This is a genomic window from Carboxylicivirga mesophila, assembly GCF_018271975.1.
GTDB classification, from domain to species: domain Bacteria; phylum Bacteroidota; class Bacteroidia; order Bacteroidales; family Marinilabiliaceae; genus Carboxylicivirga; species Carboxylicivirga mesophila.
The window spans coordinates 85256-110866 of the sequence record NZ_JAGUCN010000017.1 but is presented as its reverse complement, the minus strand read 5'-3'; the positions used below and the strand labels follow the sequence as shown (position 1 = coordinate 110866).

Below are 25611 nucleotides of genomic sequence, written 5' to 3'. Positions count from 1 at the left end.
ACAATAATAAATCAAGTGAAAAATGAAGGTTCGATTGAGTATTAAGTTATTTGTTGGTATTGTGATGTTAGCCACAGGTATTTTGTATTGGTACATATTTACGGGCGGAGATAACAAAAAGGCAAAAGATGTTTCGGGTTTACTCTTAACAGCATCTGATAATATACCTGAATATTTAGCAGCAGATACGGTAGATGTTGCAGGTAAAAATATTCTAGTCAAAAATGGTAATTTTTGTTCCAACGATGGAAGAAGCCTTTTTTTAAGGGGCATCAATTTAGGTGGAAGCAGTAAGGTGCCATTTACGCCCAATATGGGCAGCCATGTTAAAGATGGTTTTTATAATGGTAAAGATATCTCTTTTGTAGGAAGGCCTTTCCCACTTTCTGAAGCTGATATGCATTTTGAGAGGTTGAAAAAATGGGGATTTCATTTTATTCGATTCATAGTTACTTGGGAGGCCATTGAGCATGATGGACCGGGGATGTATGATAAGGAATACGTTCAATATGTAAGAGATATCATTAAAAAGGCAGCTGAGTATGATATCAATGTGTTTATTGATCCGCACCAGGATCTATGGAGTAGGTTTAGTGGTGGAGATGGTGCTCCTTTATGGACATTTGAAGCAGCTGGTTTTAATGTGGAGAATTTTTTAGAAACTGACGCTGCCTTTGTTCATAATGCATTTGGCGATCCGTATCCTCAGATGGTTTGGTTTTCAAACTATTATAAATTGGCTTCCTGTACAATGTTCACGTTATTTTTTGCAGGTAATGATTTTGCACCTCAGGTAATGGTGAATGATTCCATTCCTATTCAGGACTTTTTACAAAGCCATTATATCCAGTCCATGGTGTACCTGGCCAATGAGCTTAAGGATTTGCCTAACGTTGTTGGTTTTGAATTAATGAATGAACCATCTTCTGGTTATGTGGGCATTGCAGATTTATCATCTCCCTTTCCGACCAGTATTGTTGGTCTGGCACCAACACCTTATCAGGGCATGTTATTGGGACAAGGAATACCTCAGGAGGTGCAGAAGAATGAACTGGGTAAAGCATCGTTAAAGGATGCAGGCGTGGTATTGGTTAACGGCGAAGGTAAATCAGCCTGGAGTAGAGCAGAAGGCTGTGTCTGGAAGGAGGCTGGTGTCTGGGAGCGAAACGACATGGGACAGTCTCGGTTGTTGAAACCCGATTATTTTAATAAGGTTAAAGGTAAAACCGTTGATTTTAATGAAGATTATTATATCCCTTTTATCAAGGCTTACCACCAGGCGATACAAGCTGTTGATTCGGCTTGGTTTTTATGCGTTGATAATGTATTGTTTCCGGTGCCACATAAGCTGCCTGATTTACGGGGACTGGGCATTGATTATTTAGTCGATGGCTCGCATTGGTATGATGATGCAACATTGGTAACTAAAAGATATTGGCCATGGATTGGTTTGCTGGATGATGAAATTATACTAGGTAAACGGCAAGTGTACAAAGCATTTGTTGAATTCTTACGGGAGATGCAAGAAGGTACCAAAGAACGCTATGGAAAAGAAGCTGTAACCTTGCTGGGTGAGTTTGGGATACCTTTTGACATGAATGATCGGAAAGCTTTTGAAACGGGTGATTTTACTATTCAGAACCGTGCGCTGGAACGTTGCTTTTCGGCTATTGAAGAAAACCTGTTACACTATACCTTATGGAACTACACTGCTGACAATACAAACGAGAGGGGCGATCAATGGAATGGAGAGGATTTATCGGTATTTAGCCTGTCTCAGGTAAATAATAGCCATGATCTTAATTCAGGAGGTCGTGCGCTTGATGCTGCAGTACGTCCTTATCCATATCGCGTCAGCGGTCAGATTACCAAATACTCCTTTTCGAGTGAAATTGGTGAAATGGAGCTTGAGTTTATTCCTGATAGCACCAATGTATTGCCTACAGAAGTGTTTTTACCGGAGTGGCATTATCAAAATGGATTTGAAGTATACGCTACGGGGGGAACACTCATGTTTAATGACAATGCTGATATGTTGTACTATACCCCAAATAATAAATCACAAGCACAACGTATTGTGATTCGAAAAAATCAGGAATGAGATTATTTAATAATGACATAACAATGATAGTATCATGAAAAAATTATTCATAGCTGTTTTAATGACGCTGAGCATTCATCCTGTTTTATCAAGTGAAGTAGATGCCGCATATGCTTTATTAAAGCGATTAATGCCGGAACGGACAGAGGAGTTCGAATTTCAAATAATTCCGGATGATAATGGGAAAGATGTTTTTGAATTGCAAACAGTAAATGAGAAGCTGGTTGTAAGAGGGAATTCAGCCCTTGTAATGGCCTATGGCTTGCATTATTATTTAAGACATTTCTGTAACTCAAGCTTTTCGTGGAACGGGCATCAGTTGCAGCAGTCTGGTGAACCATTGCCTGTTATTGAGCAAAAGGTTAGGAAGATAGCAACCTTTGATCAGCGTTATTATTTAAACTATTGTACATTTAATTACTCGATGTCTTTTTGGGATTGGCAGCGTTGGGAAAAGGAAATTGACTGGATGGCGTTGCATGGTATTAATCTGCCACTGGCATTAGTTGGTCAGGAGGCAGTGTGGCAGAATACGTTAAGGCGTTTGAATTATACAGAAGACGAAATCACCGCTTTTTTACCAGGACCATCGTACACCGGTTGGTGGTTATTAGGTAATCTGGAAAGCTGGGGTGGCCCGGTATCACAAGAATGGATTGATAAGCAATGTGAGTTGCAAAAGAAGATTGTAAGTAGAATGAAAGAGTTGGGTATGCAGCCTGTTTTTCAAGGTTTTTATGGAATGGTACCTAACTCGTTAAAGATAAAACACCCTACGGCTAAAATTCATAATCCTGGTAAATGGTTAAACTTCAATCGTCCTGGTTTTTTATTGCCGGAGGATCCTCTATTTAATGAGGTAGCAGCCATTTATTACGAAGAACAAAGGTTACTGTATGGTATCTCTGATTATTATCAGGGTGACCCTTTTCATGAAGGGGGAACCTCAGAGGGAGTTAATGTAACAAATGCCGCTAAAGGGATTTATGAAGCAATGAAAGCTAATAACCCTAAAAGCACGTGGGTGTTGCAGGCCTGGGGTGAAAATCCAACCAGGAAGTTGCTTAAAGGAATACCTAAGGGTAAAGCGCTAGTGGTTGATTTGTACGCTGAAGCACTGCCTCAATGGGGAGGCAAAGCATCGGAATGGGCTCGCGAAAGCAGTTTTGAAGGCCATAACTGGGTTTGGAGTGAGATTCCAAATTTTGGTGGACAAACCGGGATGACAGCAAAGTTAGATCAGACAAACTCAGATGTGATGCAGGCACTAAAGCACCCCAAGGGCATTAAGATGAAGGGTTTGGGTGCCACGCCAGAGGGGATTGAGCAGGATGCTGTTATCTATGATCTGTTATTTGATCTGGTATGGGAAAACGATACTGTTGATATGGATGATTGGCTAGAGATGTATGTAAGCAGCCGCTATGGAAAAGCCAATAGTGATGTATTAGAGGCATGGCAAATCATGAGAAAGACAGTGTACAACTCAAAATACAGGCATGCCAGTGGTGATCATGGTAGCCCACCATTCGAGTCGGTATTATGTGCTCGTCCGGCATGGAATGTAACAAAGGTATCAACCTGGGGGTATGGCGACCTCGATTATTCTCCAGAGAAATTGTTGCTTGCCTGGAAAATGTTTTTCAAAAACAGGCATGAGTTTGCTGAATCTGATTGTTTTCGTTTTGATCTGGTTAATCTAACCCGTCAGGTTATGGCAAATCATGGAAGGGAAGTGTACCAGAACCTTCAGTCTGCATTCGAAAATAAGGACGTTGATCAATTCAATATATTGGCTAACAATATGCTCGACTTAATTTCTGATATGGACTTATTGATGAGCTCAAGAAAAGAATTTTTACTTGGTACGTGGTTGAATGAAGCCAAGAAAAGAGCACCCTCCCAGAGTGAGATGAAGAATTTCGAAGAAAATGCACGTCGATTGATAACTGTTTGGACCAACGAAAAACATGTTGTTAATGACTATGCTTACAGAGAATATTCGGGTCTGCTGAACGATTATTACAAAGAGCGTTGGCACATGTTTATTGAATATGCACGGGGCATTCTTGAAGGTAAGGAACCGAATGCTCCTGATTTTTATAGTTTCGAGGAGCAGTGGGTGTTGAGTAACGATGAATACCCTAATGAAACACAGGAATGTGAACTTGATGTTGTGTACTATTTAGGTATGAAATACTTTAATTAATGCGTGATAATCTAATGGTTGCCATTATATTAACTATATTCTTAATACAAGGTCTATGAAAAAATTATCATTGCTTACCTTCATTCTTATTTCGGTTAGCATTTTTGCACAGCAGCATAAAATTATCCCTGAACCTTCTGAGGTTCGTGCAATGAATGATGTTTTTGATATCTCATCTCCAACCATCTCATTTGCGCCTCAGGATAGTGTGGATTTTGAAGCTGCTTATTTGTTAGCGATGCTTAATAATGATTTTGGTTTATCGGCAGCCATTGTACCAAATGCGATGACTGAACATACCATCGACCTGGTACTGGATAGTAAACTACCTGATGCAGAAGCTTATGCTCTGACCATCACTGGTCAAAAGGTTGAAATAAAAGGGGGGAGTGCTGCTGGCATTTTTTATGGAATTCAAAGTCTGCAGCAATGGATGTGGGAACATTTTGATGCGCACAAAGGTGTAGTACAAGCTGTTGCCATTGATGATAGTCCACAGTATGAATACCGGGCTCTGATGCTTGACCCTGCACGTCACTTTTTGCCCATCGAAGGCTTAAAGCAATATGTGGATGTAATGGCAAAATATAAGTTTAACAGGTTACACTTGCATTTAAGCGATGATCAGGGATGGCGGATTGAGATTCAGAAATATCCCTTATTAACAGAAGTGGGTTCAGTTAGAAAAGAAACGAAAGGAGACGGGCAACCTCATTCTGGCTTTTATTCCCAGCAGCAGATGAAAGACCTGGTTGTCTATGCTGCACAAAGACACGTATCCATCATACCAGAGATTGACGTGCCAGGACATAGTGTAGCCGCCATTGTGGCTTACCCTGAGTTGACATGTTTCAATGAGGCATTGGAAGTTAGGACTACACCAGGTGTTTCTAAAAATCTGTTGTGTGCTGGTAACGATGATGTTTTTACCTTTCTGGATGATGTTATTGGTGAAATGGCTGAAGTGTTTCCAGGGAATGAATTTCACATTGGTGGGGATGAAGCGCCGCTTGACCATTGGATAGAATGTCCGAAGTGTCAGGGAAGGCTAAAAGAACTTAAAAAGGATACGCCTCAGGATTTAATGAGTTATTTTTTTAAGCGGGTAAACCAATCACTTCAAAAGCATAATAAGCAACCATTGATATGGTATGAACTGGATGTGCCGCAATATCCCCAAAATAGTACCATGTATACATGGCGAATGGGTTTATCATCAAAAGTGATTAAAAAATCTGCCCAATTAGGCTATAAGTTAATTTCTTGTCCCGGTGAGCACGCCTATTTTGACTATCCACAGTTTAAAGGAGAAGAGACCTGTGACTGGATGCCTGTTCTTACATTGGAACAGGTGTATAAGTTTGATCCGGCAATGGGAGAAAAAAAGAGGGAACACATTATTGGTGTGGAGGCTACCTTATGGGGTGAATATATCAAAGATATTGATCGGGCATTTTATATGACATGGCCAAGAGGAATGGCTTTGTCCGAGGCAGGTTGGGCAGGAGAGAATAAGAAGAATTGGGGAACTTTTACGAACAAATTGGATGTGCACTTTAACTACTTCGATAGTAAGAGTGTAGCATACCGTCTACCGGTTGAACTTCATCAATTTAAAAAGTAAGGATGTTTTAAAAAATGCCAATGCATTTACTTCTTTAGGTGAAAAGACAAAATAATCAGAGGTTGTCCAGTATTAGTTTTATGAATGAAAGCACATAAAAAAATGAGAATTATTGTCATTATACTATCATTAGTCATTACGAATTATTATTTGTTAGCTCAGGTGCCCGACTGGGAGAATCCTCAGGTTATTGATATAAATAAAGAAGCAGTTTACGCAACTTATTTGCCTTATGGTACTATCGAAGCAGCGCTTCAGAATAGTGAATGTACCAATGAGTTAATGCTCAATGGGCGGTGGTTGTTTAACTGGTCACCAGATCCTCAGAGCCGTCCTGAAGATTTTTATAAATCCGATGAATGTACAAAAGACTGGAACAAGATTGAAGTGCCAGGTAATTGGCAAACGCAGGGATACGGCATCCCCATATACACCAATATTGTTTATCCGTTTAAAAGGAATTTGCCAAAGGTAACGGAGGCACCTGATGAGAAGTTTAGTGCATTTAAAATGAGAAATCCGGTTGGTTCCTACAAGCATTTTTTTGAATACCAGGAGGCCTGGGATGATAAGCGATTATTGCTGAATTTTGAAGGAGTTAAATCGGCTTTCTACGTATGGATTAATGGACAACGGGTAGGTTATAGTCAGGGTAGTTTTACTCCCGCTGTTTTTGATATAACAGAATATGTACATACAGGTCGTAACAGTATTGCTGTTGAAGTGTACAGATGGTCCGACGGTAGTTACCTCGAAGACCAGGATATGTGGCGCCTGAGTGGGATTTTCAGAGATGTTAAAATAATTGCGCGCTCAAAAGTCCATGTGCGGGATGTTAAGGTAACCAGCAAATTGGTCGATAATTACTCAAAAGCTATACTTGAGGTAGGTGCTGAACTCATTAATAAAGGTGAATATACCGCAAAGAAGGGCTCTCTGAACGTCTCGGTTTACAATACAGAAGGCAATTTGGTTGGTAGTTGTGCAGGCCAGCAAATAAACGCAATTCAAAAGGACAAGGTGAGCCGTGAAACATTGACGTTAGCCATTGAATCGCCCAATTTATGGAGTGCCGAATCACCCTATTTGTATACTCTTTTAATTGAATATGTGAATGCAAATGGGCAAATCGAAGAAGTAATTCCTTTCAAAGTTGGGGTGCGCGAAGTAAAGATTGTGGATGGTATTTTTAAAATTAATGGCAAGGCAGTGAAGCTTAAAGGTGTCAATCGCCATGAGCACCATCCTCGCACAGGTCGTTATGTGGATGAGGCAACTATGCGCCGTGATATTGAATTAATCAAGCAATGTAATATCAATATGGTTCGCACCAGTCACTATCCAAATGCTCCTTTGTATCATCAGTTGTGCGATGAGTATGGCCTTTATCTGATGAATGAAGCCAATCAGGAATCACATGGTTTTAATATAGGCAATTTGGAACTAGGCAATAGTCCTGATTGGACCAAGGCACATGTCAATAGAGCCGCAGCAATGGTCCAGCGCGATAAAAATCACCCTTCAGTAATAATCTGGTCATTGGGCAATGAAGGCGGGAAAGGACAAAACCTGAAGGCCATGGCAGATACGATACATAAGGTGTTGCCTGATGCCATTGTCTTTTGCGATAGTGATTTGGATGTGTCTGATATGTTGGATGTTTCCTATGTGCATCCCGATAAGGTGAGAAGTATAGCCATGAAAAAGAAGGATCGCCCGATATTTATGAGAGAATATGCCCACGCAATGGGCAACTCATTGGGCAACTTTTCAAAATATTGGCAGGTAATAGACGACTTTGAGCATATGACAGGTGGGGCAATCTGGGATTGGGTTGATCAGGGAATTGCCCGAAAGCAGGACGGGAGTGCGCTTAGATACTTACCGGTACCTTCTCAACTGTCGCTTAATGAGGATGAATATTGGGCCATTGGAGGTGATTTTGGAGATTACCCGAACGATAAGGAGTTTTGTATAAACGGGCTGGTTGGCCCGGACAGGGTGCCCAATCCGCATTACTTCGAGGCTCAGAAAGTGCATCAATATATTAGGTTTGATCTCAACGCTATTCGGGAGAAAACCATTACCATAATCAATAATTATCACTTTACCAATCTTGAAGATCTTAGTTTTTATCAGCTGCTGTTCCGCAATGGCCAATTGGCAGATAAAAGGTTGCTTGAGAATGTTACGGCTTCGCCTGGTACACAATGGGAAGGTGCTTTTGAATGGCCCGATATTGAGGACGATAAGGCTGAATATACGGTGGTATTTCAGGCCGCATTAAAGGCCGATAATGCCTGGGCACCAAAGGGGTTTGTGGTTGCTAAAGAACAGTATGTCTTGCATCCATATCCGTTTGCAGATGAACTGAATGAAGGGAGCGAAGGACAGTTGAAATTGCACCAGGAAGCAGGGCGAATTGTTATTGCAGGATCACATTTCAATTGTGTGATAAGTAGGCTAAATGGCTCGGTTAATAGTTTAGTTGTTGATAATCAGCAATTATTAGTGCGGCCACTGGAACCATATTTTTGGAAACCTCCCAATGATAATCAGCAACGCAATAATTATGAACGGCGGATGGCCGAATGGAAAGAGTTGATGGAGGGTGCTGAAGTAGTAAATGAACAAATACTGACGGATAGTGATAAGCGAAAAGTGACCATTAATTATACCCTTGATCCCCATAAAGTCGATGTGCGAATTAAACTTTCATATGTGCTTAATTCACATGGTGATTTGCAAGTCAATATGCATTACCTGCCAAAGGGGAAACAAAGTAGCATGCCAAAAATTGGCTTCCGCATGGCGATTCCCAGAACATACAAACAAATGGAATGGTATGGCTGTGGGCCACACGAGAATTATCCCGATAGGAAAGAAAGCGCTTTCATTGGCTTATACGAAATGGATGTAAAGGACTATTGGGTTTCTTACATTTCGCCACAGGATAACAGCAACCGGTGTGATGTGAGGTGGATGTGTTTTAATGATGATGTTAAAGGTTCAGCATTGAAAATTAGTGGTTTGCAACCCTTGAATGTTAGAGCATGGACCTGCCTGGAAGAAGATATTGAAGGCGTTGAGCATCATTTTGAAGTAAAGGAACGGGATTTTATTAATGTTAATATCGATTATAAGATACATGGAGTAGGTGGAGATGACTCGTGGGGAGCAAGAACTCATAAAGAATTTTGGGTCGATGGAAATCAGGAATATCAATTTGGGTTTATCATTAAATCCGGTGCAAATGATTGATTGTAAATAGTTAAACTGATGTTGAGCTATTTGTATGATAATAAAAATATTAAACAGAGAGATAAAATGATGGCATTTAAAAGAAATTGGTGGATACCGCTATTGTTTACTTTGGTTGGATTAGCCGTTGATGCACAGATAATTGAACGAACACGACCTGTTGAATGGAACGGGCTGGTAAAAGGAGGTCGTTTTATGGATCGGTTCTTGCCTATCCCTGTAAATGGGCCACTGACATCCGATACCTGGGGAGCTAAAGAAGTTATCCCCCGCTATATAGATAATGGATTGGAGGATAATGAATGGTCCTATTGGGGGGGGAATGCGATAAAAGATAATAAGGGCATCTACCATTTATTTGTTTGCCGTTGGCCCGAAAGTGCCGAAAAAGGTCATATGGCATGGCCTGATTCGGAAGTGGTTCATGCTACAGCCACCAACTCATTAGGCCCCTACACTGTGCAGCAAACAATTGGGAAAGGTCATAATCCTGAATTGTTTAAGCTAAATGATGGACGTTACGTTATATATGTCTATAAAGGGTATTACATCTCTGATTCCATAAACGGACCATGGGTATTTAGCCGGTTTAAGTTTGACCGTCGCGGCAGGAATGTACATGACGGATTATCTAATTTAACATTCGCGAAGCGGGAAAATGGCTCTTACCTGATGATTTGCAGAGGAGGAGGTGTTTGGGTAAGTCAAACGGGTCTATCTCCGTGGTACCAAATCACTCAAAATAGTGCTTATCCTCCTGTCGAAGGGCGATTTGAAGACCCTGTTGTATGGAAAACAAATGTGCAATACCATATGATTGTTAATGACTGGTATGGCAGGATTGCCTACTACCTTCGTTCAAAGGATGGGATTAATTGGAAGGTAGAACCAGGAGAAGCTTATATGCCAGGTATTGTGAAGTACACCGATGGAACTAAAGAGGATTGGTTTAAATATGAACGCATCAAAATGCTACAGGATGAGTACGGGAGAGCTACGCAGGCACATTTTGCGGTGATAGATACCATCAAATGGAATGATTTGGCCAATGATAACCATAGTTCAAAGCATATTTGTATCCCTTTAACCGTAGGTCGTTTGATGACGGTCGTGGATAACAGTAAGATTAATGATTATACCAAAACAATACAGGTAAAGATCAAAGGCGAGGATGGGTTTAATCCTCATACTGACATAAAATTGGAAAGCCTGCGTTTAGGGGCTGCAGAAAAAGTTAATTATGGGGGCGGGAGCCAGTTAATCGACTCTCGCATCGATGGTGATGATTTGATCCTAACTTTTGATGCTCAGGATAATGGAATTACAGAAGATAATTTTGCGATTAAGCTTTTGGGTGAGACCACCCGGGGGGATCTGTTATTTGCCTATGCTCGGTTACCTTGGGTTAATTATCTGCCATCTGCTTTGTCAGCCCGCATGCCCCAGGTAAATATGAATAATGGTAAAGTAAGTTTATCGGTAGAAGTGCAAAATTTTGGACAACAAAGGTCATGTGAAGCAAAACTGGTAGTTCTTGAAGACAGCAAGAGTGGATCCGTGGAACTTGCTTCAGGAATAATTAACCCTATGGAACCTTATGAGAAAATTGTCATTGATCTCCCGGTAGATAATAAAATAGACAATGGGATAAGACACCTAACGGTACAGATTAAAAACGGTAATGAAACGGTAGAAGTAATTAAAGGAGAGGTACTGGTAAGTAAATAGGGTGAACTATCTGAGTTCGACCTGAAATTTTGAACGCCTCAAGCTTACAAATAGTAAGTTTCAAGTGTATATCGACAAAGAATGAAGTTATAGTAAATATAAAATAAACAAAATGAGACAACTAATTTTATTGATATCATTGATTGTACTGACACAATGTACAATCTCTAGTCAGGTGGATGAGCTTACGTATTCTGTGCCTGAAACTCCCTGGCCCGATTTTTATGGGCATCATCGTGCTGTTATACAAGTGGATGCCCCGGCTGATGTTGTAAAGCTCGATTTATTATGGCGTCGGCATGATACTGCTCCTGAGAAGAAACTGTTTGTGATTGTGAACGCTGAAACAGGCGATACTATTAAAAATATTCACAGAATAGAGGTTAATAATGAGCATTGTAAGCTAGCATTCGGGCCCGTTCAAACCGGCACCTACTATTTTTACTATGCTCCATTTAAGATTCAAGAGGAATACGGGTTTTATAACAAGGGCTACCTGAGACCTGAGAAAGCTTCTTCGGACTGGGTACAAAACTATAAGCTTACGGATGAGAGCGTGCTTCAACAGCTGCCGCATGCCAAAGCAAAAGCCATTCAATCTCGCACTCAGTTTGATAGTTTCTATCCGATGGAACTTATCCCTACTCAAGAAGAGAAATCAAAATTTCTGGCGGAAAAGAGTGGTGACTTTCTTATTTTTTCTGAAGACCGAAAAGATCCGATCAGAATGCGGGATGAGATACCTGTAAAATGGATCATTGAAGATAAAGGGAAAGACTTTGAAGGAAAAGCGATGCGCAATGAGTATTATGCTTTTCAACTTGGTGTATATGCATCGGCTAAGGATGTACAAAACATACAGGTACAATTCTCTGATCTGAAAAATGGTAAGTATAGTTTGAGTAAAGAGCAGTTAACCTGTTTTAATACCGGAGGTATTGATCCTTTTGGAAAACCATTTACCAAAAAGGTAGATGTTGAAGCAGGAAAGGTTCAACCCTTATGGATTGGTGTTGATATACCCGAAAGCGCAAAAGCTGGTGTTTACAAAGGTGAAGTGATTATTACTGCCGACAATTCTGCACCTCAGGTAGCAAAGGTTAAACTAAAGGTTGAGGATAAAGTAATTGCCGATAGAGGTGATAGTGAGCCATGGAGACATTCAAGGTTAAGATGGCTTAATTCAACTTTAGGTATCGATGATGAGCCTACTGCTGGTTACGATCCGATTAAGGCTATTAATGATTATACATACGACTGTACAGGTAAAGTTGTGCGCCTGAATGCGAATGGGATGCCTGAGAGTATGAAGGCGTTCGGAACCGAAATTCTAGCTGGTCCTATTGCTTTCACTATCAAAACAAAAGGGCAGGAAGCAGGCTTGAGTGGCATGTCCGATATAGAGTTGCTTAATAATAGTGCAGGTGTCATGACTGGCAGATGGGAAGATAGAGTGGGAACCATTAATGTGTTGGCCGAAGGGTCATTGGAGTCAGATGGGTATATGCATTATAAAATAAACCTGTCAGCCTCTGAAGACATCAAGGTGGATGACATTCGATTGGAGATTCCTCTTGAAAAGTCTGTTGCACGCTATATGATGGGCATGGGATTAGAAGGCTGTAAGGTGCCTCAAAATCATAATGCTAAATGGAAAGGGCCGCACGATAGTTTCTGGGTGGGTGATACCAATGGAGGCATCTGGTGCGAATTGCGTGGAAGTGATTACAATGGACCTCTATTAAATCTTTATCAGCCCGACTATCCGGTAAGCTGGCATAATGATGGCAAAGGTGGCTTTAAAATCGACACGCAATCAACGCAGGTGAAAGCTATCTGTTACAGTGGTAAAAGAACTCTGAAAAAAGGAGAACAAATTGACTTTGAATGGGCCATGCTAATAACGCCAGTTAAGCATATAAATTATGAAAGTCAGTTTGTAGACCGTTATTATCACAATGGTGGTGCACCAATGCCTACGCAGGAGGATTTTGATGCAGGCGTTAAAATTATTAATGTTCATCATGCCAATGAATATAATCCACACATTAACTATCCTTTTATCGCGGTAGATGAGATGAAGGGATTTATCAACGACATGCATGAAAAAGGTCAGAAAGTAAAGATTTACAATACAGTAAGAGAACTGACAAACTATACAACGGAGTTATGGGCCTTACGTAGTTTGGGAAATGAGATACTTGGAGATGGAAAAGGTGGGGGCTACCCGTGGTTGCGCGAGCACCTGATTGATGGGTATCACCCTCAGTGGTATCAATATTTTCCTGAAAAGAGTGCAGACGCGTCTATCGTAAACACGCCGTCTGACTCACGCTGGTACAATTACTACATAGAAGGATTGGCCTGGCTGGTGCGTAATATTGATATCGACGGATTATATTTGGATGATGTGTCCTATGACCGTCGTATTGTAAAACGTATGCGCAAAGTGCTTGATAAAGAAAAACCAGGATGCATTCTTGATTTACATTCTAATACAGGTTTCTCCAAAGGACCGGCAACACAGTATACTGAGTATTTTCCTTACCTTGACAAGTTATGGTTTGGCGAGAGTTTTCATTACGATAAAATGTCGCCTGAAAATTGGTTGGTAGAGGTTTCTGGTATCCCATTCGGATTGATGGGTGATATGCTGCATAGAGGCGGTAACAGATGGCTGGGTATGCTGTATGGCATGACCGTGCGACACCCTTGGGTAACGGATGGGGTGCTGTGTGATCCTCGTCCGATATGGAAAGTATGGGATGATTTTGGTATTCATACGGCACAGATGGTAGGTTTTTGGGAAAGTAAACCATATGTAACCACTACTAATCCCAATGTGAAAGCCACAGTATATAAAAAGGACGGCAAAACATTAGTGGCTTTAGGTAATTTCTCAGAGAAGACTGAGCAATGTCAGCTGATTATTGATTGGAATAGTCTGGGCTTGTCTAAGGAAAAAGTCAGTCTGCAGGCTCCTTTAGTAAAAGATTTTCAGGCAGCTAAATCATTTAGTGCTAATGAAACCATATCCGTGGAAGCCAAAAAAGGCTGGATGATCATTATTGCTGAGTAATATTGTATTTAGATTAAAAGTTAAATAATGAAGCAACTGGTATTTATAGGTCTTTTTCTGCTTTTACCAATATTAAGCGGAGGGTGTAAAAATAAAAAAGTTGATGCTCTGATGCTTTGGTATTCACAACCGGCACAGAACTGGATGACGGAGGCCTTACCATTTGGTAATGGATATATGGGAGCCATGTTTTTTGGTGGGCTTGCTACCGAGCAGATTCAATTCACTGAAGAGTCATTGTGGTCGGGTGGACCCGGTTCTCATCCCGATTACAATTATGGGAACCAAACTGGTGCATCAGCCTATTTGTCAGAGATACGTGATTTACTTAAACAAGGTAAGAACAGAGAAGCTCATCGTTTGGCCTCAAAGCATTTAACCGGGGTTATCCACGAAAAAAAAGGAGCTGATTTTGGTGATTACGGTGCCCAGCAAACAATGGGTGATGTTTTTGTACAGGTGCAACAGAGCGAAGAGGTGAGTAACTACAGGCGGGAACTGGATTTATCAACCGGTTTGGCACATGTTAATTATAAAGCAGGTGATGTCAGGCACCAACGAACCTTTTTTGGCTCTTATGTCGATAAGGCCCTGGTTTATCACTTCAGTAATAATGCTGCCACAGATTATTCCATTGAGTATATAAATCCACATAAAAAAGTTAAGGAAACATTTGATGGAAACCTGTTTCGCTACCAGGGTGTTGTTGAGGATAACCAGATGGGGTTTGAAACATGCATGGTAATTAAAACGGATGGTGTAACGGCATATATTGATGGTCAGATTAAAGTGGCCAATGCAAGCGAACTAACTATTTATCACATCGCTGTAACCGACTATCAGATGGTGTATCCGCTTTATAAGGGTAAGCAATTCACAGAGCAAAATACAGCTGTTGTTAAAAGCATACAAGATAAGTCCTTTGAAGATGTCCGTCAGGCACATATCAAGGATTACCAGTCCTTATTTAACCGAGTGACGATTGAACTTGGTAAGGATGAACGCAGTAGCCTGCCAACAGATAAAAGGCTGTTGGAATACAGTGAGGGAGTGAACGATCCTGGTTTTGAATCTTTGTATTTTCAATACAGCCGTTATTTAATGATTAACGCTTCTCGCCCTGGAACCATGCCTTTGAATCTTCAGGGTAAGTGGAATAATAGCACAAACCCACCATGGGCATGCGATTATCATATGAATATTAACCAGCAGATGTTGTATTGGCCTGCCGAAATTACCAATCTTAATGAGTGCCATTTGCCTCTGTTTTCTTATATGGAAAGCCTGGTTGAACCAGGTCAGGTAACTGCCAGAAGTTATTTTGATGCCAGAGGATGGGTTGTCAACACAATGAACAATCCTTTTGGTTATACAGCCCAGGGATGGGGGCTGCCATGGGGCTTTTTTCCTGCCGGAGCGGCCTGGTTGTGTCAGCATATTTGGGAGCACTATGAATTCACACAAGATGAGGTGTTCTTAAAGGAGCTTGGTTATCCAATTATGAAAGAAGCCGCTTTGTTTTGGATGGATTATCTGGTAGAGGATGAAAATAAGGAGCTGGTATCAATGCCATCGTATTCGCCCGAGCATGGTGGCATTTCAACAGGAGCATCAATGGACCATCAAATTGCATGGGACTTACTAAATAATTGCATAGCAGCCTGTGAAGTACTTAATATTGATGATGAATTTAAGAATGAGGCAATAACCGCTCGGAAGCGAATCTGTTCACCAAAAATAGGCAGATGGAATCAACTACAGGAGTGGAAGGAGGATGTTGATGATCCGGATAGTAAGCATCGGCATGTATCGCATCTCTATGCCCTCTACCCAGGTAAGCAAATCACAATTGAAGAAACCCCCGAATTAGCAGAGGCAGCTAAAGTTAGTCTAAATGCAAGGGGTGATAACGGCACTGGTTGGTCATTGGCCTGGAAGGTCAATTTTTGGGCACGACTAAAAGATGGTAACAGGGCCTATCAATTGTTTCGTCGCTTATTGAAGCCAACCCAAAATGAAGGGTATGATATGTTGCTTGGTGGTGGCAGCTATTCAAATCTTTTATGTGCACACCCGCCATTTCAGCTGGATGGCAATATGGGAGGCTGCGCAGGTATGGCTGAAATGTTACTGCAATCTCATACAGGGGTTATTGAGTTGCTGCCTGCCTTGCCTGATAAGTGGTTAAGTGGTTCTGTAAAAGGACTTAAAGCACGGGGTAATTATGAGGTTGCTATAAAATGGGAGGATGGTAAAGTTGTTAACGCAACTATTAAGGGTAGACCTGGCCAAAAAGGCAAGTACATGGTAGATGGCCAAATCTATGCTTTTGAAGTGCCAAAGGTTGGTAGTTTTAGTATTAAACGATAGATTTTATAAAAGGGCCTGTTAAAGAGTAACCTGCAGAAATCGTGCTGTGGGTTACTTTTTTGTTTTTATTTAAATGCGTATGTAGTTGTTTGAGTGGTGTGCTGTGATGGGTTTATTGCAGATAGAACTTTTATGGAAAAAAAGAAATGTTCGTCAAAATACCAATTTAAACTTGACGTTAAACAGGGAGACCAGGTGCGTAAATAAAAAATCTTAAAATGACGCTTGATTTTCGATGACCTTAAATATTTTTGTAAGAATAAAATTATTCAAATGAATAAAGGCAATCTGATACATACGGAACTCCCATTCTTTAATCAATTATCATATAGATTAGTACATGTGTTGGTCACCCTTGGCCTATGCATATTTATTTTGCTTGGTCTCAAGGCATTTAATATGTCAGAATGGATTGTCTTTCCTTATTGGATATCCTTTTTAGGTGTTAATGGCTTTATATTGATAGGTGCCATTGTAATGAGTCTTTCGCAAATTGGGATGTATTTCTTTGTCAGGTCGCACACATTCAAAATCTGGAGTCTGTCTGCCTGGCTTTTTCTTGAGATGATTATAATCACTTTTGCGTTATCAATAATTTACGGCGAAGCCGAATATTCGTACCTTACTGAATGGATAAACAGTTTTAAGTACGTTTTTTTAGTTGTTATTTTTCCTTATGTATTTTCTTTACTCATATTATTTGCATTAACCCAAAAACATGTAGAAAATTTCACAGAAGTTCCGCGTGTTGATTTGTTTAATTTTAAAGACGAGAGGGGGCAGGTAAAAGTGAGTATACGCCGGGATAAAGTGTTGTATTTAGAATCAACAGATAATTATATAACCATATTTTATTTTGAGAAGGGAGTTGTAAAATCAGAGATGGTTAGAGGTTCATTAAAAACTATTCAAACCGATTTCCAATCTCAGGGACTGTTACGCTGCCATCGCTCATTTGTGATTAATATTGAGAATGTGGATTGGATAAGAAAAGTCGGGCGTGGTTATAAAATAAAAGTTAAGGAGGTTGATACCTTACTTCCCGTATCTCGTAGTTACACCCCACAGTTTATTGACATCTTAGATAAGTAGTACCATTCATCCCTGTTATGTTCCGTTTATCCCTTTAGTTTTTTTCATTCTTCTCAGCCATTTACATTTGTCATCAAAGTACGGCGCGAATATGGATATATTATACAAGGTTGTCATGTACTTAAAAAGAATTGTATTAATAATTTAAAGCTTAGTAGAATGAAAAGAGCGATGTTTATCTTTATTTCGCTGGTATTAATGAGTGCAGCGAATTTAAAGGCGGAAGAAATCAAAAAGGAAGTGATAGGTAGCTGGGAGTTTGACGTTGAGCATGCCCCTTATGAATACCAAGTGGGAAAAGCAATTTTTTTCAATGATAATAACGAACTCAAAGTTAAGCTGGAGTTTGAATACGAAGATGTGAATGGTGTTGCACTGACTTGTGAAGAAAAAAAGCTGAGCTTTAAAGTTGAAGTGCAATACGAAGAGATTGAAATTCAATTAGAGTTAAAGGATGGTAAGTTGGTGGGCAAAGCAATAACACCCGAAGGTGATATTCCTCTAGCAATGACAAAAGCTAAATAGGCAGCTTCTTCATATTATTAACATACATAAGCGAGCAATAGATGGAATACCTTGTTCGCTTTTGTTGTTTTGTCCTACACCTAAATGGTGTTTATATTAGAAGTAACAAGCTCAGGAGTTTTTGTAGTGTTATTGTTGTAATATGCTATATTAGAACGTGTTTTTGAATGCAGGTGAGATAATGACCTTACTATAATTATAATCTGAATCGTTATATTTAAACCGGATTCAGGGTATTACATTGTAGGGATTATAATTTAAAATATTAAAGTATGAATGGTAAACTTTTATATGTACTTTCTTTACTTATCACTCTTAGCTGGTATAACGCTTATGCCGGAAATAAGAAAGTATTAATCATCGGAATCGATGGCTGCAGGCCGGATGCATTACAGAAGGCCAATACCCCAAATATTGATAAATTATGGAAAGAAGGCGCTTATACATTTTCAGCCCAAACAGATCCGATAAGTAGTAGTGGTATATGCTGGACAGGTATGCTAACCGGTGTATGGCATGAGAAGCACAAGGTCGTAACCAATGAATATAAACAGCCTAATATTGAGGAGTATCCGCATTTTTTCAGGCGATTAAAAGAACATGATTCGATGGCCAGTACATATTCAGTTGTCAACTGGAAGCCCATACACAAAATTCTTCAATCCGGCGATTCTGATCTTGAAATTTCAAGGTTATTTGATGGCGCAGTGGCAAGAGCTGCTAAGCGAATGGTCAAACGTAATGACGCTGATGCTATTTTTATTCAACTCGATGAAGTCGATCACTCCGGCCATGTAAATGGGTTTTCACCTGATTCGATAAAATACCTTAAAACTATTGAAAAGGCTGATAAACATGTGGGGAAGATTATTAAAGCCCTTAAGCAACGAAAGCATTATGATACTGAAGACTGGTTGGTTATCATTACAACCGATCATGGTGGTAGTGGATATGAACATGGTAAAAACATCATGGAGCATACAACTATATTCTATATTGCGAACGGCAACAGTGTTAATGAAGGCCACATTGAAGCAGATGTTTATGTTGTTGACGTGGCTGTAACAGCATTACATCATTTAGGTGTAAAAATTAAAGAAGACTGGAATCTAGACGGTAAGGTGACAGGCATTAAATAAGTTAGGTCTTGCATTACTATGTATTTTTTCAAGCCAGACTATAAAATAGTTCGGATGAATACCATACAGTTTGGACATTATTGCCGGACTAGTTATTTTCGTAGCTAAAGAAAGCTTACTTTTACATCTATGAAATCTGATCATCCCAAAGGCAGTGCAGAGTACATTAATCGATTAAATAAGATTAAGGTGCTAAATCTTATCCGTGAAAGCGGCGAAATTTCACGTGCCGAAATTGTTAAAAAAACAGGTCTTAGTGCTCCTACAATCACCCGTATTGTTGATAGTTTGATCAAAACGGAACAATTGGCCGAACAGATCGGTATAGGTGAATCGAAGGGGGGAAGACCGCCAATGATTGTTCGATTCAAAGGTGAGGATAGCTATGTTATTGGGATAGATTGGGGGCGCACCCATATTTATGGTATTCTATCCGACTTAAATGGCAATACTTTGTTCGCTCAGGATATCAAAACAAATCAGACCGATGGATTTGAATCCGACTTAAAACTAGTTTCAAAAATTACAGAGAAACTCATATTCAAATCAGGGATTGATAAACGAAAGTTACGAGGGATAGGCGTTGCTGCTGCAGGTTTTGTCAACAACAAAACCGATGTTATTGAATATTCGCCTAATTTTAACTGGGAAAATGTAGATATCAGAAAGCCACTTGCTGAGCTGTTTCAAGTACCTGTGATTGTTGATAATGTATCACGAGTGATGGCGCGAGGAGAATTAATGTATGGTGTGGGGGATAAGTTTAAGGATTTTGTCTTTATCAACATTGGCTACGGTATTGGGTCTGGTATTATTCATAAGGGACAGGCTTTCTTTGGTTTTGAAGGGATTGCCGGTGAGATCGGCCATACCCGAATTCACTCTGATGCAGCAGCTGGATTGATATGTGCCTGTGGAAAGCTGGATTGCCTGGAGTGTTATGCTTCGGGCAGGGGGATTTCGAGTTTAGCTGAAAATAAACTAAAATACTACCCTCATTCAAGCCTGAATGGATTGAGTGAATTATCCACTCAACATATTGCTGAAGAGGCTAAAAAAGGCGATGAACTGGCATTGTATTTATTTAATCAGGCTGCTGATTATTTAGGGATGTCAATTGCTGCTGTTGCTAATTTATTAAATCCGCAAGTTATTGTTCTGGGTGGGAAAGTTTCGAATGCCGGCTCTTTTTTTACTGAACGTGTCCGTTCGGTATTTCAACGTGAGGTGATTCAACAGTCATCTCGTCGTATTGAAATAGTTCAGAGTAAACTAAGTAATGAAGCAGCCGTGATAGGAGCGGTTTCTTTAATCTTAAATGAAGTATTAAACCTGAGAGAATAATCAGGTGTTTATCGATATAGTTTCTAAACATTAAAAAGTAAAAATAAGCTATGCTAAAAGGAATATCACCATTAATCAGTCCCCAGCTATTAGAGATTATAGCCCGAATGGGGCATGGAGATGAAATCGTTCTTGCTGATGCTCACTTCCCGGGAGAGAGTTTTAATAACCGGGTTATCAGGGCTGACGGTTTAGCCATTAAAGATCTGTTGGAAGCCATTTTGCCGCTCTTTGAATTGGATTCATACGCGGTTTCACCATTGATAATGATGGCCGCAGTGGAAGGTGATGTGCTCGATCCTTCTGTGGAAAGCAGATACCTGTCCGCTATTCATAAAACGAATCCTGAGGTGGCACCAGTTGAACGGATTGGGAGATTTGATTTTTACGAAAGGGCTAAAAATGCCTTTGCTGTTGTTATGACTGGTGAAGTGGCAAAGTATGGTAATATTATATTAAAAAAAGGGGTCACCCCTTGTTAAACCTTAATTGCCATGTGGAGCTATAATGCAATCCAATCAGGTCGTGTGTGATAATTCAGCAGTTCATGGCATCAATTAATGTGAATTGGTAATACAAACTTTCTAAAGGATAGAAATATGAAAACAATGTTAGCAGCTTACCTGCCTGGTAATAGCAGTGTTGAAATGAAGCAAGTGCCCGTGCCTACGCCTGGTCCCGGGCAGGTTTTGGTAAAAACCAAGGCGTCAACAATCTGTGGCAGTGATATAAGAGCTATTTACCGCGAGCATCTTGGTAAAGGGCCTGAAGCCTATCAAAATAAAATTGCCGGACATGAACCCTGTGGTCAGATTGTGAAATGTGGTGAAGGAATGAAACGGTTTAAAGAGGGCGATAGAGTGATTCTTTACCATATTTCAGGGTGCGGTGTGTGTAACGATTGCCGGCGGGGTTATATGATTTCATGTACCAGTTCGCAACGGGCTGCCTATGGGTGGCAACGCGATGGTGGTATGGCTGAATATATTCTGGCAGAGGAAAAGGACTGTGTTTTCTTGCCGGATGAATTAAGTTACGTAGATGGAGCTCAGGTTGCTTGCGGATTTGGTACTGTATATGAAGGTCTTGAAAAAATAGGTATTTCAGGTAAAGATGCAGTGCTGGTGGTAGGACTTGGTCCTGTTGGTCTGGCGGCATTGATGCTGGCTAAAGCCTTAGGAGCTAATAAAGTGGTAGGTGTCGATACTGTTCAGGAACGTTGCGATATAGCAAAAGAGTTAGGATTAGCCGATGCGGTGTACGTAGCTGGTAGTGATATCTTGCAAAAGGTTTTATCGGAAACGCACACTGGCGAAGGCTTCGAGAAAACAGTTGATTGCTCAGGTAATACTCATGGCAGACAGTTAGCCATTAGGGCTACCCGGAAGTGGGGAAAAAATGTGATGATAGGTGAAGGAGGTACTGTTGAGTTTAATCCATCACCTGATATTATCCATGATCAGATTTCAATTCATGGTTCATGGGTCACCAATTCATGGAGAATGGAAGAATTAATAGAGTTGTTGGTTCGTTGGAATTTGCATCCCGAGAATCTGGTACAGCATCGATTTGAATTAAAGGATGTTGATAAAGCTTATCAATTAATGGATGGTGGCCGATGTGGAAAAGTGGCCGTTGTATACGATGAGGAAGTAAAGTAGTTTATCATTTAATTGATAAACTATTACTGATAATGTATTTGTTTATTAAGGTATTAATTACAATGAAAACCATTCAAGTAGAGTCACTTTCACAGGAAGCATTTAAATCATTTGGTACATATGCTAACCTGATAAATCCAGCAGGGGAAAGACTAGGTGCAAAACCGGTGGAGTTTTTTAGAGATCAACTTCAACTTGATGTAAATGGAGCGTTACCTTTAAGTTATTCTTGTTGTCGTGTAGAAAAACGTGAATATGTGATAAATATTCTTGAGTATCATACTTCATGTTGTGAAGCAGTTCTTCCTCTGGATAACGATATTTTACTGCAAGTTGGACCTGCAACTGTAAATGGTGATGAAATACCTTATGACAGAATAAGAGTTTTTTATGTTCCTCAAGGTACTGTTGTTACCCTTAGACCCGATGTATGGCACTGGGGTCCTTTTACAGTAAATGATAAACCGGCTAATATTCTTATTAACCTGCCTGAAAGGACATATGCAAATGATTGTGTAGTTAAAGAGTTAAGTGAAAAGGATTGGATGCGGATTGAATTATAAATCAAATAAGCAAGAATTTAAATGCTATGTTAGAAATAGAGAAGGATTATTCACCAATAAATACCAATAGTGTACCGGTAAAGAGGCTGAAAACAGGAGATGAAATACCTGTAATAGGATTAGGTACATTCGGTTCAGATCGTTTTACCAGTGAACAAATTGCTAATGCTGTAAAAGAGGCAATAAGTATAGGCTATAGGCACATTGACTGTGCTGAGGTTTATGGTAATGAAAAGGAGATAGGAAAAGCATTAAAAGAAGTTTTTGATGAAGGAATATGTAAACGAGAAGAACTGTTTATAACTGGAAAAGTGTGGAATAATCGTCATGGTGAAGTGGTGCTGGCGTGTCAGGAAAGTCTTGATAATCTTCAGCTTGATTATTTAGATATGTATCTGGTTCATTGGCCATTTCCCAATTATCATGCCCCAGGTTGTGATGGGGATTCAAGAAATCCAGATTCAAAACCTTTTTCTGTTCAGGAATTCTTAGATACTTGGAAACAAATGGAAAGTCTTGTTGCAACGCAGAAGGTGAAAAATATTGGAACTTCCAATATGACTGTGGCTAAATTTGAGAAAGTACTTCCATTAATGAAGATATTGCCTGCCGTAAATGAAATGGAGATTCATCCATGCTTTCAACAGAGAGAACTTTTTGAGTACTGTTTGAAGAAGGGAATACAACCCATCGGTTATATGCCTATTGGCTCACCAAATCGTCCTTTGAGGGATAAAGCAGAAGGAGATTCGATCGATATTGAAATGCCCCAAATAAAAGCCGTTGCTGAAAAACACGGAGTACATCCGGCCGTTATTTGTATCAAATGGGCCATTAAAAACGGACACATTACTATACCATTTTCGACTAATAAGGATAAGTTTTATAACAACCTTAAGGCTTCATTTGATAATCCACTTACTGATGATGAATATGCCTCAATAAATACATGTGAATGTGGTTCGCGCCTGGTGAAGGGGCAAGTGTTTTTATGGGAGGGAGCCAATGATTGGAAAGACCTGTGGGATGAGAATGGAGTGATTGTCAGCTAACCACAGGCAGAGCATCTTTGAGTCCTTTATTGATTGTTATCAGGTATAGCACATTTATCCCACAATGGTTGTAAATATCCCTAAAATCAGCTAAGTGTACTCTTAAAGGTTATGTTTGTGCCGATTGTTGAATCAATAATAAACGTAATACAAATAGTTATGGAACGAATTTATCTATTAATTTTTATTGCTCTCGGATTCATTATAGGCGCTTGTCAGAAAACAGAAAAGGACAACGCCATTGATGTTAATGCAACAAGCCTGCGCATTGAAGGTAGGATATTTGTTGATGAGCATGGAAGACAAGTACTTTTGAATGGTGTTAATCTTGTCAATAAAGAGCCAGAGAAAGGTTATATCGGACCTGAGGGAGTTGAAGAGTTCAGAAACTTTAGGAAGTGGGGCTTCAATGTGATTCGTTTGGGTGTTATATGGGACGGGCTGGAACCACAACCTGGAGTGTATGATGAGGCTTACCTGAAAAAAATAGATGAGCAGATTGAATGGGCAAAGGATAACAATCTGTTTGTCTTTCTGGATATGCATCAGGATTTATTCAGTGTTAAATTTAGTGACGGTGCTCCTGAGTGGGCTACATTAGATGAAGGCCAAGAACATATCACAGGTGCAGTTTGGAGTGATTCTTACCTGATAAGTCCTGCGGTACAGAAATCATGGGATAATTTTTGGGCCAATAAACCAGTAGATGGAGGCATGGGGGTACAAGATTATTATGCAAATGCAGTGCAACATTTGGCCAGTCGATATGCAGATAATCAGACAGTGATAGGCTTCGATATTATGAATGAGCCATTCGCAGGTACAGATGCTAAGATGTTTATGCCTGTTTTATTTAGTGCCTACGCAAAAGTAGTTTCTGAAAAAACAAATAAAGAAGTAACAGCGATGGATGTTGCAAAAATGTGGGAAAATACCGGCAACCGGTATGAAGCCCTGCAAATGGTTAATGATAAGGAAAGCTTCGCAAAAGTTATGGATGCAGTGTATGAGCTAAATAGTACCTTTGAAAAAGGAGCCCTTCAAAGCTTTTATCAAAAAGTTGCTGATGCGGTTCGTGAGGTTACGCTCGATAAAATGCTGTTTTTTAACCATAGCTACTTTTGTAATAGCGGGGTTTATACAGCTCTTGAACCCTTTAAGTTGTCAAACGGAGAAGTTGACAAAAATGTGGTATATGCAGCGCATGGATACGACCTCTTGGTCGATACTGATAACTTGTCGGATTCAAGTGATGAACGTCTCGAATTAATTTTTGGACGTATTAATGAGAGTGGACAGCGTATGAATGTGCCTGTTCTGATAGGTGAGTGGGGAGCATTAGGGCATGAAACGCCCGGAAGAACAGAGCTGGCACATCGTAACTTACATCTGTTTGAAAAGTTTTTATTTAATAACACCTACTGGGCTTATCATAAGGGGACTGATCGGTATTCTTACTTTAAATATGGGGTGATTCGTCCTTTCCCTTCTGAAATTGCTGGTACACTATTATCCTATGAATATAATATAGAAGCGAATTCATTCTCATGTAAATGGCACGAGAAAGCAGAGGTTAAAGCACCTACGCGCATCTATGTACCTGTGTTTAATAATGTATCTGCCAATACGGTGAAGATTTTGCCTGCCTCTGATGATTTTAAGTTTGTTAAGAATGCCACGGGAAAAGGAGGATATCTGGTAATTAAACCTCAAGGTCTTGAGCAGGTTCGCGAGGTGCAGTTTGTAATTACTGCCAATCAAGAAGACGAAATGCATTAAGCATAACTTGGAAATCACAACAGGAATGTCTGCTATAGGCAAGTCTTGTTAATTTTAATCATGCAGGAATTCGTACTCAATATG

General features: G+C 40.0%; 16 protein-coding genes. All 16 read left to right on the top strand.

Going from position 1 to position 25611, the window contains the following annotated elements; genetic code table 11:
* Nucleotides 1–22 precede the first annotated feature (22 nt).
* The 16 genes from KEM09_RS14845 (at nt 23) to KEM09_RS14770 (ending at nt 25527) form a co-directional block, all read left to right on the top strand.
* Nucleotides 23–2101, top strand: a complete 2079-nt coding sequence (locus tag KEM09_RS14845; protein WP_212229473.1) for a glycoside hydrolase family 5 protein — start codon at nt 23–25, stop codon at nt 2099–2101.
* Nucleotides 2102–2135: 34 nt separating this feature from the next.
* On the top strand, nt 2136–4310 hold the full coding sequence (locus tag KEM09_RS14840; RefSeq protein WP_212229471.1) for an alpha-N-acetylglucosaminidase: 2175 nt from the start codon (nt 2136–2138) through the stop codon (nt 4308–4310).
* A 55-nt stretch (nt 4311–4365) separates the two neighbouring features.
* Nucleotides 4366–5934: a beta-N-acetylhexosaminidase gene (locus tag KEM09_RS14835; RefSeq protein WP_212229469.1), complete on the top strand. Its 1569-nt coding sequence runs from the start codon at nt 4366–4368 to the stop codon at nt 5932–5934.
* A gap of 102 nt (nt 5935–6036) precedes the next feature.
* On the top strand, nt 6037–9195 hold the full coding sequence (locus KEM09_RS14830; protein WP_212229467.1) for a glycoside hydrolase family 2 TIM barrel-domain containing protein: 3159 nt from the start codon (nt 6037–6039) through the stop codon (nt 9193–9195).
* A 66-nt stretch (nt 9196–9261) separates the two neighbouring features.
* The gene (locus tag KEM09_RS14825; RefSeq protein ID WP_212229466.1) at nt 9262–10923 is read left to right on the top strand and encodes a glycoside hydrolase family protein; all 1662 of its coding nucleotides are present in this window, start codon (nt 9262–9264) and stop codon (nt 10921–10923) included.
* Between the two features lie 112 nt (nt 10924–11035).
* Nucleotides 11036–14002, top strand: coding sequence for a glycoside hydrolase domain-containing protein (locus KEM09_RS14820; protein WP_212229465.1), 2967 nt, complete (start codon nt 11036–11038; stop codon nt 14000–14002).
* Nucleotides 14003–14029: 27 nt separating this feature from the next.
* Nucleotides 14030–16372 carry a glycoside hydrolase family 95 protein gene (locus tag KEM09_RS14815; protein WP_212229464.1) on the top strand — a complete coding sequence of 781 codons (2343 nt, stop codon included), beginning with the start codon at nt 14030–14032 and terminating at the stop codon, nt 16370–16372.
* A 273-nt stretch (nt 16373–16645) separates the two neighbouring features.
* Nucleotides 16646–17464, top strand: a complete 819-nt coding sequence (locus tag KEM09_RS14810) for a LytR/AlgR family response regulator transcription factor (protein WP_212229463.1) — start codon at nt 16646–16648, stop codon at nt 17462–17464.
* A gap of 159 nt (nt 17465–17623) precedes the next feature.
* A complete protein-coding gene (locus tag KEM09_RS14805) occupies nt 17624–17989 on the top strand; it encodes a hypothetical protein (protein WP_212229462.1) in 366 nt (121 codons plus the stop codon).
* A 272-nt stretch (nt 17990–18261) separates the two neighbouring features.
* A complete protein-coding gene (locus KEM09_RS14800; RefSeq protein WP_212229461.1) occupies nt 18262–19128 on the top strand; it encodes an alkaline phosphatase family protein in 867 nt (288 codons plus the stop codon).
* A 129-nt stretch (nt 19129–19257) separates the two neighbouring features.
* A complete protein-coding gene (locus KEM09_RS14795; RefSeq protein ID WP_212229460.1) occupies nt 19258–20472 on the top strand; it encodes an ROK family transcriptional regulator in 1215 nt (404 codons plus the stop codon).
* Nucleotides 20473–20522: 50 nt separating this feature from the next.
* Nucleotides 20523–20954, top strand: coding sequence for an L-fucose mutarotase (gene fucU / locus KEM09_RS14790; RefSeq protein WP_212229459.1), 432 nt, complete (start codon nt 20523–20525; stop codon nt 20952–20954).
* Nucleotides 20955–21071: 117 nt separating this feature from the next.
* A complete protein-coding gene (locus tag KEM09_RS14785; RefSeq protein ID WP_212229458.1) occupies nt 21072–22133 on the top strand; it encodes a zinc-dependent alcohol dehydrogenase family protein in 1062 nt (353 codons plus the stop codon).
* A 32-nt stretch (nt 22134–22165) separates the two neighbouring features.
* On the top strand, nt 22166–22696 hold the full coding sequence (locus tag KEM09_RS14780; protein ID WP_212229457.1) for a DUF4867 family protein: 531 nt from the start codon (nt 22166–22168) through the stop codon (nt 22694–22696).
* Between the two features lie 26 nt (nt 22697–22722).
* Nucleotides 22723–23748, top strand: coding sequence for an aldo/keto reductase family protein (locus KEM09_RS14775; RefSeq protein WP_244825039.1), 1026 nt, complete (start codon nt 22723–22725; stop codon nt 23746–23748).
* Between the two features lie 159 nt (nt 23749–23907).
* On the top strand, nt 23908–25527 hold the full coding sequence (locus tag KEM09_RS14770; RefSeq protein WP_212229456.1) for a cellulase family glycosylhydrolase: 1620 nt from the start codon (nt 23908–23910) through the stop codon (nt 25525–25527).
* The last annotated feature ends 84 nt before the right edge of the window (nt 25528–25611 follow it).